Raw genomic sequence first — 13,687 nt, 5'->3', positions numbered from 1 at the left:
CCGTGCCGGAATACCCCGTTCACACCTGTACTACCGATCGTTCTGCCGAGGCGCCTTTGCGCCGGCTCGGTCCGTCATGGCAGGTGGTGGATCAGCCTCAAGCCCTAGGGTGACGCAAATGCTGCTAATGCTGGATAACTACGATTCCTTTACCTACAACGTCGTGCAATATCTCGGCGAACTCGGCGCGGACGTCAAAGTGGTGCGCAACGATGAGTTGAGCGTTGCCGAAATCGAAGCGCTGAACCCGGAGCGGATTGTCGTCTCTCCTGGCCCATGTACCCCAAACGAGGCGGGCGTTTCACTCGACGTCATCCGCCATTTCGCCGGCAAGCTGCCGATTCTGGGGGTCTGTCTCGGCCATCAGAGCATCGGGCAGGCATTTGGAGGTGAGGTCGTGCGCGCGCGTCAGGTCATGCATGGCAAGACAAGCCCGGTCGCTCACGAGAGCACCGGTGTGTTTGCCGGGCTGAACAATCCGTTAACGGTGACGCGTTACCACTCGCTGGTGGTCAAGCGTGAAACGCTCCCCGACTGTCTGGAAATCACTGCCTGGACGCAACTGGAAGACGGCAGCGTCGACGAGATCATGGGCTTGCGGCACAAGACACTGAACGTAGAAGGCGTGCAGTTTCACCCTGAGTCAATCCTCACCGAGCAGGGACACGAACTGTTCGCCAATTTTCTGAAACAGACCGGAGGCGTGCGCTGATGGATATCAAGGAAGCCCTCAACCGCATCGTCGGCCAGCTGGATTTGTCTACCGATGAAATGAAGGCAGTGATGCGCCAGATCATGACTGGCCAGTGCACCGATGCGCAGATTGGCGCGTTCCTCATGGGCATGCGGATGAAGAGCGAGACCATCGATGAAATCGTCGGTGCGGTGCAGGTGATGCGTGAGCTTGCCGAGCCAGTGCATTTCGATACCCATCGATTGGTGGACACCTGCGGTACCGGTGGCGATGGGATGAACATTTTCAATGTCTCAACTGCCGCAGCCTTCGTGGTCGCCGCTGCGGGTGGCAAGGTCGCCAAGCACGGCAACCGCGCAGTGTCGGGCAAGAGTGGCAGTGCCGATCTGCTCGAAGCGGCCGGTGTTTACCTGGACCTCACGCCCGCACAGGTTGCGCGCAGTGTCGATGCCGTGGGCGTCGGCTTCATGTTCGCGCCAGCGCACCACGGCGCGATGAAATTTGCCGCCGGTCCGCGCCGTGAGCTGGGCTTGCGCACGCTGTTCAACATCCTTGGCCCGATGTCCAACCCCGCCGGTGTCAAGCATCAGGTGCTCGGGGTGTTCAGCAAGGAACTCTGCCGGCCCATGGCCGAAGTGCTGTCGCGCCTGGGAAGTCAGCATGTGCTGGTCGTGCATGCACAGGACGGGCTCGACGAGATCAGCCTGGCGGCGCCGACCTATGTGGCCGAACTGAACAAGGGCGAAATCAGTGAGTACCGTATCCAGCCGGAAGACTTCGGGATCAAGAGCCAGAGCCTGATCGGTCTTAATGTCGAAGATGCACAGGGCTCGTTGGCTCTGATTCGCGATGCATTGGGACGGCGTAAGACGGACAACGGACAAAAGGCGGCCGACATGATTGTCTTGAATGCAGGTGCTGCGCTCTATGCAGCCGACATCGCCAGCAGCCTGAAACAGGGCGTGGAGATTGCCCACGATGCGCTGCATACCGGCTTGGCGCGGGACAAGTTCGAGGAGCTTGTGTCCTTCACTGTGGTGTTCAAGCAGGAGAGCTCCCAATGAGTAACGTGCCGACAGTTCTGGAAAAGATCATCAGGCGCAAGCGCGAGGAAGTCAGCGAGCGTCGAGGTCGGGTCGGTCTGGCTGAACTCGAAACAATGGCGGCCGCAGCGGACCCGGTTCGCGGTTTTGCCCGCCGACTGCAGGAGCAGGCGCGTAACAAGCAACCGGCTGTGATTGCAGAAATCAAGAAAGCCTCACCAAGCAAAGGGGTGCTGCGGGAGGATTTTGTCCCGGCTGACATCGCCAAAAGCTATGAGGCAGGTGGCGCCACCTGCCTCTCGGTATTGACCGACATCGACTTCTTTCAGGGGGGCGACGACTACCTGAAGCAAGCGCGCTCAGCCTGCAAACTACCGGTCATCCGCAAGGATTTCATGGTTGACCCATACCAGATCATCGAGTCCAGATCCCTGGGCGCTGACTGCGTTCTGTTGATCGTCGCTGCGTTGGAGGATGGTCAAATGGCCGAGCTCGCCGATGTGGCAAAGTCTCAGAATCTCGACGTATTGGTAGAGGTCCATGATGGAGCAGAGCTGGAGCGCGCGCTGCGCCTCGACACGCCTCTGCTCGGGATCAACAACCGTAACCTTCACACCTTTGAACTCAGTCTGGAAACGACGCTTGACTTGCTGCCGCGCATCCCACGCGACCGTCTGGCTGTGACCGAGAGCGGCATACTTCATCGTGCCGACGTGGAGTTGTTGGAAATCAACCAGGTGTATGCGTTTCTGGTGGGAGAAGCTTTCATGCGAGCAGAGCAGCCGGGGCTCGAACTGCAGCGATTGTTCTTTCCGGGACGTAATCGACCCCAATCAGCTGCCGATCCGGAGTGATCCGCTGCAATTGAAAAAGCCGGCAAGTTGCCGGCTTTTTCAATCGTGCTGAGCTGAGTTTCAGCGCGTACCAAACACCACCATGGTCTTTCCCTTCACGTGCACCAGCCCCTGTGACTCGAGGCTCTTGAGCACGCGACCGACCATTTCCCTCGAGCAGCCGACGATGCGGCCGATTTCCTGGCGGGTGATCTTGATCTGCATGCCGTCCGGGTGGGTCATTGCATCGGGTTGCTTGCACAAGTCAAGCAATGTACGGGCGACGCGGCCGGTTACATCGAGAAACGCCAGATCACCCACCTTGCGTGTTGTGTTGCGCAAGCGTTCGGCCATCTGGCTGCCGAGTGCATAAAGAATATCGGGGTCTTGCTGGGTCAGCTCACGGAACTTGGCATAGCTCAGTTCTGCTACTTCGCATTCAGTCTTGGCGCGAACCCATGCGCTGCGTTCCTTTTCGGATCCTTCCTTCTCGAACAGTCCCATCTCTCCGAAGAAATCCCCGGAATTCAGATAGGCAATGATCATCTCGCGACCATCGTCATCCTCGATCAGGATGGTGACCGAACCTTTAACGATGAAGAAAAGCGTTTCGCTACGATCACCGGCATAGATGATGGTGCTTTTGGCGGTGTAGCGCCGACGATGGCAATGCGCGAGTAGTTTGTCGATGTTCTTGATCTTGGGCGTGAGTGTAATAGCGACCATGCTGTAGTCCCGGAAGATGTGTCCAATTAGAAGGCAGTTCTTATTATGTATGACTAAGTTCTGTTATCAGGCACAGCGAGCTTAACAGACCGGTCTGGGTCGACAACAAAACTGCGACACGAATATCAACTTTCGGGCATTCATTTCGTCGGGTTATCGCCACCGGCGTCCGCCGGTCGTCATGCTAAGCTTCGCTCCTTTTCAAACGGAGTCTATCGATGAAAGCGCGCATTCAGTGGGCTGGCGAGGCAATGTTTCTTGGCGAGTCTGGCAGTGGTCACGTCGTGGTCATGGACGGCCCGCCTGAGAATGGTGGACGAAATCTAGGCGTCCGCCCTATGGAGATGCTGTTGCTGGGGCTCGGCGGCTGCAGCAACTTCGATGTGGTAAGCATTCTGAAGAAGTCGCGTCAGGCGGTGGAAAGCTGCGAAGCCTTTCTTGAGGCGGAGCGTGCGGGTGAAGATCCGAAGGTGTTCACCAAGATTCATCTGCACTTCGTCGTCAAGGGGCGTGGGCTGAAGGAGGCTCAAGTCAAACGTGCCGTCGAACTGTCCGCTGAGAAATACTGTTCTGCCTCGATCATGCTCGGCCGTGCGGGTGTCGAGATCAGCCACGGCTATGAAATTGTCGAGCTGAGCTGAACACTATTCTGGCGCACTTGGACAAGAGTCACGTCACGGTGCATACCGATCCAGAAATCCATCCGGTCGAAGGTATCGCAACCCATCGCGTGGATATCGACGTTTCTACTTGCGGCGTTAATTCAGCGCTTGAGGCTCGCAACTATATGAATCCCCAGTTCGACACGGATATCGTCACTGTCGATTATCGAGTTCGTGGCGTTACTCGTGTGCACCATGAAATGCTGGAAGTTTCCTATGCCCGCAATATCCCGAAATCGGGTGACGGCGGTAGAAACCAGAAGGGCGCCTCTCAGGCGCCCTTCTTCGTTATAACGGTCATATCCGGTAGGTGGTCTTGGTCATCACTTTGGCCATCAGGCTCATGCCGAACTTCACCGGCGCCGGAAAGCGCAAGCCGCCTGCCTCTAGGGCAGCGGTTGAATGTTGCGCCTCATCCGTGCGCATCTGTTCGAGAATAGCCCGGGACTTCTCATCCTCTTGTGGAATTTGCTCGAGATGCTCATCCAGATGCTTGCAGACCTGATCTTCCGTGGCGGCGACGAAACCCAGGCTGATGCGATCGCTGATCAAGCCCGCCGACGCACCGATGCCGAACGACAATCCGTAGAAAAGCGGATTGAGAACGCTGGTGTGGCTGCCAAACTGATGTATGCGCTGTTCGCACCAGGCCAGATGATCAATCTCTTCGTCTGCGGCGCGCTCCATCGCCTCGCGCACCCTGGGCAGTCGAGCGGTCAGCGCCTGTCCCTGGTATAGCGCCTGCGCACAGACCTCACCAGTGTGATTGATGCGCATCAGTCCGGCCACGTGTCGCGCTTCGCTTTCGCTCAGCTCGGCCTCGTTCCTCAGCACGGCGGGCGTCGGTCGCTGAGGTTGGCCGCTGAACGGTAGCAGCGTCCTTAACGCGGCATCGGCCTGCAACAGCAGGCGGTCGGCAGGAGAGTATTGGCGTTGGTTGGGCATGTCGCCTCCAGGTGGTTCGGAGCAGGCGTGAGCAGTCGGTACTGCAGTTGGGGTAGCAGATGTTTTAACCAGGTGGCCAATGCATCTGGCGCTGACCGAGCACATGCATATGGATGTGATGTACCGTCTGACCGCCAAGGTCGTTGCAGTTCATGACAACCCGAAAGCCATCCTGACAGCCCTGCTCTTCAGCCAGACGCTGCGCGGTAAAAAGGATATGGCCAGCGAGAAGCTTGTCGTCATCCTCACTGAGGTCATGCAGGGTTGCGATGTGTTTCTTTGGAATGACCAGGAAATGCGCAGGCGCCTGGGGCGCGATGTCATTGAAGGCGATAACCTGTTCGTCTTCATAGATCTTCTGCGCGGGGAGGGTCCCGGCGACGATCTTGCAAAATAGACAATCCACGGTGTTTCTCCAGAACTGAAACAAAAAGCAGTGTAACAGGCGATTTTCGGACTGGTTAGCCGGCATGGAGCATAGCGAATGAAGAATGATATTCACGACCTGGCACTGGTACTCGAGTCAAGGTTGCGCTTGGTACTGATCGAGTCATGGGACGAGCGTCGAGTGCTCGAGACGCTGAGTGGATTAGCTGTGAACCGGGGGATGACCCTTCATGTGTGGTCTGTAACGGAAGGTCTCCGGCATCTCGCGTTCGGCGGCGAGGCGCTGGACGCTGGCGAAAGCTGCTCGGCTGAGGTCGCATTGAGGCGAGTCAAACACGATCCGCTGGGAGGGCTGTACGTCTTCTGCGACTTGCATCCGTTTCTCGACGAGCCGCGTCTGGTGCGCTTGTTGAAGGAAATCGCAATGGGCGAAAGCGCCACCGCACCCACGCTGGTGCTGGTGTCGCATGCCCTCAAGTTGCCCCCTGAGGTCCAGCGTTATGCGGCTCGCTTCAGTCTCACGCTGCCCTCCGAAGAAGAGCTGTTGAGTATTGTGCGTAATGAGGCGACTGTCTGGAGCGAGCGTAATCGAGGCGCCCGTGTGCGGACCGACAATCGCACCCTGCAGCAGGTCGTGAAGAACCTGCGTGGACTCAGCAATGCAGAAGCGCGCAGCTTGGCGCACAGCCTGATCTGCGATGATGGCGCGATCACACAGGAAGATCTGCCAGAGCTGAACCGTAAGAAGTTCGAACTACTGGACATGCAAGGCGTGCTGGGCTTCGAGTACGAGACGGAACATTTTGCCGAGGTTGGCGGGCTTCAGAATTTCAAGCGCTGGCTGGGGCAGCGTCAGGCTGCCTTTGTTGCCGGCAGCCACTCGGACATGCCGCGCGGGGTGATGCTTGTTGGCGTGCAGGGCGGCGGGAAAAGTATGGCGGCCAAGGCGGTCGCGGGGTTCTGGGGTTTGCCGCTGCTGCGCCTGGATTTTGCGTGCTTGTACAACAAGTTCTTTGGTGAAACCGAGCGCAATCTGCGCGAGGCGCTAAAACTGGCCGAACAGATGGCGCCTTGCGTCCTATGGATGGACGAGTTGGAAAAGGGGCTCGCTACGGGAGAAATGGATGGCGGCGTCAGTCAGCGCGTCCTGGGAACCTTGCTTACCTGGATGGCTGAGCGTGAAGCGCCGGTGTTCATGGTTGCGACCGCCAACGCAGTGGATCGGCTTCCTCCAGAGCTGTTACGTAAAGGGCGCTTTGACGAATTGTTCTTTGTCGACTTGCCCGATGCATCCACGCGGGCGGAAATTTTCGGAATTCATCTGGCACGGCGTGAGCTGAAAGCCGAACAGTTCGATCTAGAAGCACTTGCGGTCGCTTGCGATGGTTTCTCAGGTGCCGAGATTGAACAGGTAGTTGTTTCGGCCGTCTACGCTGGTCAGGCCCGGTCCGTTGAACCGAACCAAGACATGCTCCTGGATTGTATCCGCGCGACCGCACCGCTTTCGGTGGTAATGGCCGAGAAGCTGGATGAGCTTCGTGGTTGGGCTTCGGGGCGAGCGGTATTGGCCTGACTGGCTCGCCGAATCACCCTAGAGCGCTACTGATAAGTTGGCAGGATGATGGCGGTCAGGATGCCAATAATAGGTACAAGCAGCCATAGCGCCGCGAGAAGCTTTACGGCGCTGCTGTTCGGCGGCTGCGGCGGCCCGAAGCGGTTCACCCCAGTGTTGCCTGGCATCAGCAGTACCACCAGGGGAAAGAACGTGCCGACGACCGGAATCAGATAGAGCAGCATGAGCCAGCCGGACCAGCCTAGATCATGCAACCGTTGCACGCCGATCTGGACGCTCACGAGTAGAAAACCGATGCCGAGCACGCCGGTGACAATTATGCCGAGCACTGCTGAGGCAGCGAACGTCGTGCTGGCAATCAACATTAGGCCGAGCGCCACAGCCATCAACGCCATGGACCAGGCTAGATAGCGCAGCCGGCCGATTCTGCCTTGTGTCGTGAAGACCTTTAGTTCGCTGTATTCCGCAGTTGGCTCGCCGACCTCGGCGCGCGGTGGTGCATAGGGATGGGCAATGCTCCGGCTCTGGAGCGACGTTTCGCCCAGCTGCGCCTGGCGTGCCAGATATTTCTTGATAACGATGCCACAACTGCAGCACTCGATGGCGGTTGGCTGGGTATGGCCGCATTTGGGGCATGCCATCTGCTCAGCCTGAACGGGTGTCTCGCTCGGATTTACGGTCGCGTAGTCAACGATGGCCAGCGCAACACCTTTCGTTGGTTCGGCTTCCTTGCGTGCCTGGACCCCAGCACGCTGAAGCGCTTGCAGGTATCGGTCAGCTTCCGGTGCACTCAGTTCACGCTTGAGTGGGACCGAGCCATGACCGAACAGACGCTCGACTTTGCCAGCGTCGCATTTGAACAGTTGGGCCAGGTTGTTCTTGGCGGTGTCGAGTGATACGCCCGGTAGGAGCTCACCTTCGAAGACGATTCGGTATTGATCAGCGCTCATCCAGCGTCCCTGTTGCCGGTTTTTTGCGCAAGCCTAAAGCGCGGTAGGGCGGCCAACAAGTCTCGCCCTACAGAGTTGCTCGAGGCGTGTAGCAACTGCGAGGTGTGTCACGGTTGGCGCAGCCAGCGCTGGGACAGCTGCAACGCCTGATCGTGGGCGGCACGGTATTCTCGATCCAGCCGGGCAATCAATTCTTCGCTGCTCGGCAGGTCTCTTATTTCCCCTACGCCCTGGCCTGCCGACCAGACGGTTTTCCAAGCCTTCGCCTCATCGCTGACGGGCTTGAGTTTTTCGCCGTAGTTCATTTCGCCTTTGTTTTTCAGTCGATCCTCATCGTAACCGGCTTGTTGCAGGCTTTGACGCAAGAAGCTGGCGGGCACACCTGATACCGCTGCGGTGTGAACGATGTCGGCAGCATGCGCCTGCAGCAGCATTTGCTTGTATTCATACGAGGCCTGACTTTCCCGCGTGGCAATGAAGCGCGTTCCCATATAGGCGAGGTCCGCACCGAGTAGCTGCGCGGCGAGTATCTCGTGACCATGGTTGAGGCAGCCGGAGAGCAGCAGTGTCTTGTCGAAGAATTGGCGGATCTCGGCCACCAAGGCAAATGGACTCCAGGTACCCGCGTGGCCGCCGGCCCCAGCAGCCACTGCTATCAAACCGTCGACTCCGGCTTCAGCCGCTTTCTCCGCATGTCGCCGTGTGGTGACATCGTGAAACACCAGCCCACCGTAGCTGTGCACGGCGTCCACCACCTCTTTAACGGCGCCAAGGCTGGTGATCACAATAGGCACCCGCTGCTCGACGCATATCGCGAGATCTGCCTGAAGTCGGGGGTTGCTGTGGTGCACAATCAGGTTAACGGCATACGGGGCGGGTTTGTCAGCCACTTTCAGATGCTGGTCTATCTCCTGCAGCCAGTCACGGAATCCGCTGCTTTCTCGCTGATTCAGTGCGGGAAAGCTGCCGACCACACCGCTGGTGCAGCATGCGGCTACCAGCGCGGGGTTCGACACCAGGAACATGGGGGCTGCGACCAAAGGTAGGCGAAGGCGCTCTTCGAGGATGGCTGGCAATGTCATGGCAGTTTCCTTGAGTCGGTTTCAAAAGGGTTTGATGACAACAAGAATGACGATAGCCAGAAGCAGCAGCACCGGAAACTCGTTGAACCAGCGGTAGAACACATGGCTGCGCGTATTTTCGTTACGGGCGAATCGCTTGAGCTGAGCGCCACACATATGGTGATAGCCAATCAGTAACACAACCAATGCGAGCTTGGCGTGTAACCAGCCCCCGCTGAAGAGCGCAGGGTTAAGCGCAATCATGCCTATACCAAAGGCGAGCGTGGCGATCATTGAGGGGATCATGATGCCGCGATAGAGCTTGCGTTCCATGACCTGAAAGCGATCACGGCTGATCGCGTCCTCGCTCATGGCGTGATAAACGAACAATCTCGGCAGATAGAACAGCCCGGCGAACCAGCAGACGATTGCAACGATGTGCAGGGCTTTCAACCAGAGATAGAGCATTCGGAAGTTCCTTGGGTTCAGAGTCGGTCCGATAGTAGTGGCTTGATGGCCCGCGCGTCATCTCGGTGGTTGGCCCTGAGCGCAGGCCCCTTTATCATCGACGTTCTTATCGTTCCACTGCGAGAGGCAGCTCATGGTCAAGGTCGGAATCGTTGGCGGCACAGGCTACACCGGAGTCGAGTTGCTGCGTCTGTTGGCCCAGCACCCCCAGGCGGAAGTAGCCGTGATCACCTCCCGCTCCGAAAACGGGGTCAAGGTGACGGATATGTATCCGAACCTCCGAGGTCACTATGACCAGCTGGCTTTCAGTGTCCCGGATACCGCAACACTCGGCGCCTGTGATGTGGTTTTCTTCGCTACCCCCCATGGTGTCGCACATGCGCTGGCAGCTGAGTTGCTGGAGGCAGGCACTCGCGTCATCGACCTGTCCGCGGATTTCCGCCTGCAGGATGCGGATGAATGGGCCAAATGGTACGGCCAGCCACATGGAGCCCCAGCCCTGCTACCCGAAGCGGTTTACGGTTTACCCGAGGTAAACCGTGAGCGGATCAAGGGGGCGCGGTTGATTGCTGTTCCTGGTTGTTATCCAACCGCAACCCAGCTGGGTTATCTGCCCTTGCTGGAACAGGGGCTGGCCGATACAACCCGGCTCATCGCCGATTGCAAGTCGGGCGTGAGCGGCGCCGGGCGCGCGGCGAAGATTGGATCGCTGTTTACCGAAGCGGGCGAAAGCATGATGGCCTACGCGGTCAGAGGTCATCGTCATCTACCAGAGATCAGCCAAGGGTTGCGGCGTGCAGCCGGCGGTAACGTTAGCTTGACCTTCGTTCCTCATCTAACGCCGATGATTCGCGGCATCCATGCCACCCTGTACGCGACGGTCCTCGACACCTCGGTGGATCTCCAGGCGCTTTATGAAACTCGTTACGCGAGCGAGCCTTTCGTCGATGTGATGCCTGCCGGCAGCCATCCGGAGACCCGGAGTGTGCGTGGTGCCAACGTATGCCGTATCGCAGTCCACCGGCCGCAAGGCGGCGAATCAGTGGTCGTGCTGTCAGTCATCGATAACCTTGTAAAAGGCGCATCTGGCCAGGCGCTACAGAACATGAACATCGTCTTCGGTCTGGATGAAAGGCTCGGCTTGGGCAACGCCGCTTTGCTGCCTTGACCTAGCTGCCATAGATATCGGTTGGGGTAGGGCAGTGTCTTTCTCTGTCACGACGAATAGTTGACCGATTTTCTAGGATAAGCCGATAATGCCCCGTCCAAGCAGTAATGTGCGTTCACGCGCCAGGAGAACCAAATGAGTGTCGAATCCTTCACGCCCACCGCGATCCAGTTCAGTCAGGGTGCCGCGAGCAAGGTGAAGAGTCTGGTCGATGAAGAGGGCAACCCGCGGCTGAAGCTGCGTGTGTTCGTCACCGGCGGCGGCTGCTCTGGTTTTCAATATGGGTTCACCTTTGATGAGGAGCTCGCCGAAGACGACACCATCATCGAGCGTGAGGGTGTGAGTCTGGTGGTGGACCCGATGAGCTACCAGTACCTGGCCGGTGCTGAAGTGGACTATCAGGAAGGCTTGGAAGGTTCACGCTTCATCATCAAGAATCCGAACGCTACGACAACGTGTGGCTGCGGTCAGTCGTTCTCGATTTAAGGCTCGTTCTAGCAAAAGACACCGTGCCTCGGCACGGTGTTTTTGTTTCCGGGTCAGGACGGTAGTGGGGCGGTACGGCAGTCGACGCCAAGAGCTATGCCGGATAGATCGCGCCAAGGGTCCTCAACCCGCGAGCGCCTGTTACGCTTGGCCGGTTCGCGGCAATACCCTCAATGCAGCAGTGCGCCAACCAGGCGAACGCCATAGCTTCTAGCCAGTCAGGTTCGATCCCGTAGTTTGCAGTGCTTGCCAGCTCGCATGCGGGCAGTAATGCTTGCAGCCTTTGCATTAGCGCATTGTTGTGCGCACCGCCGCCGCAGATCAGTACATCTTCTGTATCAGGTTGAGCTTCAATGAGCGCTTCGCTGATGCTGCGGGCTGTCAGTTCGAGCAGCGTAGCCTGTACATCTTCAGGGGCGAGGTCGGGAAAAGATGCGAGGTGGGTGTCCAGCCAGGGCAGGTTGAATAGCTCCCGCCCGGTACTCTTTGGGCCGTGGGTAGCGAAGAAGTCGTCACTTAACAGTAGCGTCAGTAGCTGGTGATTGACCTGGCCGCTGGCTGCCCAGTTGCCGTCGCGGTCATAGGGCTGCCCTTGGTGGCGATGAATCCAGGCATCAAGGAGCACATTGCCTGGGCCGCAATCGAAGCCGCGTGTCGACGTGCCTGAACGTAGCAAGCTGACATTGCTGAAGCCGCCGATATTGAGCACCGCTCTGATCCGTTTCGCATTACTGAACATGGCCTCATGAAAGGCGGGCACCAGCGGTGCGCCTTGGCCGCCGGCAGCAATATCACGTCGACGAAAATCGGTCACTACGCTGATGCTGGTTAATTCTGCGAGGAGAGAAGGGTGCCCGATCTGGATAGAAAAGCCGCGTTGCGGCTCGTGCCGCACGGTCTGTCCGTGGCTGCCAATCGCGCGAATAGTCGAAGACGAGAGTTGCGCCTTGTCGAGTAACTTATGAACCCCAGCACTTGCGAGTTCGGCCCAAGCCTGTTCGGCAAGGGCGGCCCTGGCTAGTTCATCAGGTGCGGATGCGCAGAGATCGAGCAGATCCTGCTTGAGCTGCGCTGGCATCGGTTCGTAATGCGTTTCAAGCAAGGTCGTCCCTTGACTCTGCTCGACCAGAGCGAAATCCAGACCATCCAAACTGGTGCCTGACATTACTCCGATGTAGAGCGGCATCTATTCGCTCTTCATTGCCAGCATGGTTGCGCGCTCATCGTCCATACGGGCCATCAGCGGGGTGCTGAGCTGCAGAAAGCGCTGTTTTTCATTCTTAGCTATGGGGTCGGCCATTGGCAGTTTTAGCCCCAAGGGGTCGACATGCACGCCGTCGACCTGAAATTCATAATGCAGGTGCGGGCCGGTCGATAGGCCAGTGGTACCGATATAGCCAATGATCTGCCCTTGTTTGACAGAGGAACCGTTGCGGACGCCTTTGGCGAATCCCTGCATATGAGCATAAAGGGTTCTGTAACGATTGCCGTGTTGGATAACAACGGTGTTGCCGTATCCACCTTTGCGGCCGGCAAGAAGGACCTTGCCGTCTCCTGCGCTCTTGATTGGCGTGCCGCGTGCCGCAGCATAATCTACGCCCTTGTGCGCGCGTATCTTGTTCAGGATGGGGTGCTTACGGCCGTTAGAAAAACGTGAACTGATGCGTGCGAAGTCGACTGGCGTGCGAATGAAAGCCTTGCGCATGCTCTGGCCGTCTGCCGTGTAGTAGCTGCTATTGCCCTGCTTGTTGGTGTAGCGAACAGCTGTATAGCTCTTGCCGCGATTGGTGAAGCGGGCCGCGAGAATGTTACCTGTTCCTACTCGGTCGCCGGCAACAGTCTTTTGCTCGTATATAACCTCAAACGAATCGCCTTTACGTATGTCCATGGCGAAATCGATGTCGTATCCGAATACGTTGGCCAAATCCATCGTCAGGTTGTGACTGAGGCCTGCGCGCTTCGCAGCGAGGAACAAGCTGCTCTCTATACGACCATAGGCGTAAGCAGTACTGACGTCCGGCTTGACCTGCTCCTTCTTGAACACATACTTGGTGCCTGACCTCTCCAGCTCCACGCTTTCCAGCTTGTTCAGCTGGCTGCGTAACCGAGCTAGGTTGCCCTGGTCGTCCAGCTCGAACTCAAGGCGCTGACCAACCTTCAGGCGGGCAAACTGTTTTGCCTCTTTGCTGCTGGCCAGGACGTCGTGCACGGTTGCTTGCGGCAGACCAACCTTTGCAAACACCGTCGACAGCGTGTCCCCATTCGCCACGACCACTTCTTTTGACGAGGGCTCGGCTTCCTTAGCCGCTTCGGCTTCTTTCAGCTGCAATGACTGAAGTTCCGGTGCTAGAGGTGTTTCGGTCGGAGCGAAGGGGCGCTCAACCGAAAGGCTTACAAGAGGTTGTTCGCTCACGGCTGCAAGTTCAGCAGCGGTATCGAGGCGCAGATCAAGAAAGGTCTTCTTGGCTTCGACTTCGCGGGATGGAAATACAAGGAGTGCCAGGCTCAGAAGCGCAGCTACACCGCTTGCAGCCAAGAGGTGGCTTTTCGGGTAGAGAGGTGCTTTCGATTTTGAATAGGTCATTAGAAAGTCTGGGATGTCTGGCGAAATTTTGTACAGAGAAAATATCTGCCTAAAATATAAGCAAAGTGGTGTCGAGGCAACCCTTGAATCCCCTGGTCGCGGCCTGG

The 13,687-nt window shown here is 57.8% G+C and carries 15 protein-coding genes and 1 pseudogene; 8 read left to right on the top strand and 8 right to left on the bottom strand.

What is annotated here, in order from left to right; all coding sequences use genetic code 11:
* The first annotated feature begins 118 nt into the window (after positions 1-118).
* The 3 genes from ALTERO38_RS17365 to trpC are packed head-to-tail and all read left to right on the top strand — an operon-like array spanning position 119 to position 2,591.
* Positions 119-712, top strand: a complete 594-nt coding sequence (locus ALTERO38_RS17365; protein ID WP_159969125.1) for an aminodeoxychorismate/anthranilate synthase component II — start codon at positions 119-121, stop codon at positions 710-712.
* Positions 712-1,758 (top strand): anthranilate phosphoribosyltransferase, encoded by a 1,047-nt coding sequence (trpD, locus tag ALTERO38_RS17360; RefSeq protein WP_159969124.1) that lies wholly within the window; start codon positions 712-714, stop codon positions 1,756-1,758. Before ALTERO38_RS17365 ends, trpD begins: the two co-directional genes overlap by 1 nt.
* Positions 1,755-2,591 (top strand): indole-3-glycerol phosphate synthase TrpC, encoded by an 837-nt coding sequence (gene trpC / locus ALTERO38_RS17355; protein WP_159969123.1) that lies wholly within the window; start codon positions 1,755-1,757, stop codon positions 2,589-2,591. The genes trpD and trpC overlap by 4 nt, the downstream gene beginning before the upstream one ends.
* A 60-nt stretch (positions 2,592-2,651) precedes the next feature.
* Here trpC and crp read toward each other — a convergent pair whose 3' ends face one another.
* Positions 2,652-3,296: a cAMP-activated global transcriptional regulator CRP gene (crp, locus tag ALTERO38_RS17350; RefSeq protein WP_045430655.1), complete on the bottom strand. Its 645-nt coding sequence runs from the start codon at positions 3,294-3,296 to the stop codon at positions 2,652-2,654.
* A gap of 218 nt (positions 3,297-3,514) precedes the next feature.
* On the opposite strand from crp, the gene ALTERO38_RS17345 reads away from it, so the two are divergent.
* Positions 3,515-3,937: an OsmC family protein gene (locus ALTERO38_RS17345; RefSeq protein ID WP_159969122.1), complete on the top strand. Its 423-nt coding sequence runs from the start codon at positions 3,515-3,517 to the stop codon at positions 3,935-3,937.
* Positions 3,937-4,146: pseudogene (locus ALTERO38_RS17340) on the top strand (S-adenosylmethionine decarboxylase); the annotation flags it as partial. The gene ALTERO38_RS17345 and the pseudogene ALTERO38_RS17340, both read left to right, overlap by 1 nt.
* A 109-nt stretch (positions 4,147-4,255) precedes the next feature.
* On the opposite strand, the gene coq7 reads toward ALTERO38_RS17340, so the two are convergent.
* Entirely contained in the window at positions 4,256-4,903 is a 648-nt protein-coding gene (gene coq7 / locus ALTERO38_RS17335) for a 2-polyprenyl-3-methyl-6-methoxy-1,4-benzoquinone monooxygenase (protein ID WP_159969121.1), read from the bottom strand.
* A 64-nt stretch (positions 4,904-4,967) separates the two neighbouring features.
* Positions 4,968-5,309 carry a histidine triad nucleotide-binding protein gene (locus ALTERO38_RS17330; RefSeq protein ID WP_148923800.1) on the bottom strand — a complete coding sequence of 114 codons (342 nt, stop codon included), beginning with the start codon at positions 5,307-5,309 and terminating at the stop codon, positions 4,968-4,970.
* A gap of 78 nt (positions 5,310-5,387) precedes the next feature.
* On the opposite strand from ALTERO38_RS17330, the gene ALTERO38_RS17325 reads away from it, so the two are divergent.
* Positions 5,388-6,863 carry an AAA family ATPase gene (locus ALTERO38_RS17325; protein WP_159969120.1) on the top strand — a complete coding sequence of 492 codons (1,476 nt, stop codon included), beginning with the start codon at positions 5,388-5,390 and terminating at the stop codon, positions 6,861-6,863.
* Positions 6,864-6,889: 26 nt separating this feature from the next.
* Here the strand turns inward: ALTERO38_RS17325 and ALTERO38_RS17320 are convergent, their stop codons facing one another.
* From ALTERO38_RS17320 to hemJ, 3 genes are all read right to left on the bottom strand, one after another.
* Positions 6,890-7,813, bottom strand: a complete 924-nt coding sequence (locus tag ALTERO38_RS17320; RefSeq protein WP_159969119.1) for a DUF805 domain-containing protein — start codon at positions 7,811-7,813, stop codon at positions 6,890-6,892.
* A 107-nt stretch (positions 7,814-7,920) separates the two neighbouring features.
* Entirely contained in the window at positions 7,921-8,895 is a 975-nt protein-coding gene (locus ALTERO38_RS17315) for a nitronate monooxygenase family protein (RefSeq protein WP_159969118.1), read from the bottom strand.
* 21 nt (positions 8,896-8,916) lie between these two features.
* Positions 8,917-9,342 carry a protoporphyrinogen oxidase HemJ gene (hemJ, locus tag ALTERO38_RS17310; protein ID WP_102837401.1) on the bottom strand — a complete coding sequence of 142 codons (426 nt, stop codon included), beginning with the start codon at positions 9,340-9,342 and terminating at the stop codon, positions 8,917-8,919.
* 133 nt (positions 9,343-9,475) lie between these two features.
* On the opposite strand from hemJ, the gene argC reads away from it, so the two are divergent.
* Together argC and erpA are read left to right on the top strand one after the other, a co-directional pair.
* On the top strand, positions 9,476-10,510 hold the full coding sequence (gene argC, locus ALTERO38_RS17305; RefSeq protein ID WP_159969117.1) for an N-acetyl-gamma-glutamyl-phosphate reductase: 1,035 nt from the start codon (positions 9,476-9,478) through the stop codon (positions 10,508-10,510).
* A 135-nt stretch (positions 10,511-10,645) separates the two neighbouring features.
* Positions 10,646-10,996 carry an iron-sulfur cluster insertion protein ErpA gene (gene erpA, locus ALTERO38_RS17300; protein WP_045430630.1) on the top strand — a complete coding sequence of 117 codons (351 nt, stop codon included), beginning with the start codon at positions 10,646-10,648 and terminating at the stop codon, positions 10,994-10,996.
* 94 nt (positions 10,997-11,090) lie between these two features.
* Here erpA and ALTERO38_RS17295 read toward each other — a convergent pair whose 3' ends face one another.
* The gene (locus tag ALTERO38_RS17295) at positions 11,091-12,182 is read right to left on the bottom strand and encodes an anhydro-N-acetylmuramic acid kinase (protein WP_159969116.1); all 1,092 of its coding nucleotides are present in this window, start codon (positions 12,180-12,182) and stop codon (positions 11,091-11,093) included.
* Entirely contained in the window at positions 12,183-13,580 is a 1,398-nt protein-coding gene (locus ALTERO38_RS17290; protein ID WP_159969115.1) for a peptidoglycan DD-metalloendopeptidase family protein, read from the bottom strand.
* Positions 13,581-13,687: the final 107 nt, after the last annotated feature.

The organism is Pseudomonas sp. 9Ag, assembly GCF_902506445.1.
GTDB lineage: Bacteria > Pseudomonadota > Gammaproteobacteria > Pseudomonadales > Pseudomonadaceae > Stutzerimonas > Stutzerimonas stutzeri_AB.
Note: the sequence above shows the minus strand (reverse complement) of the source record. Positions and strands in the feature narration are given on the sequence as shown.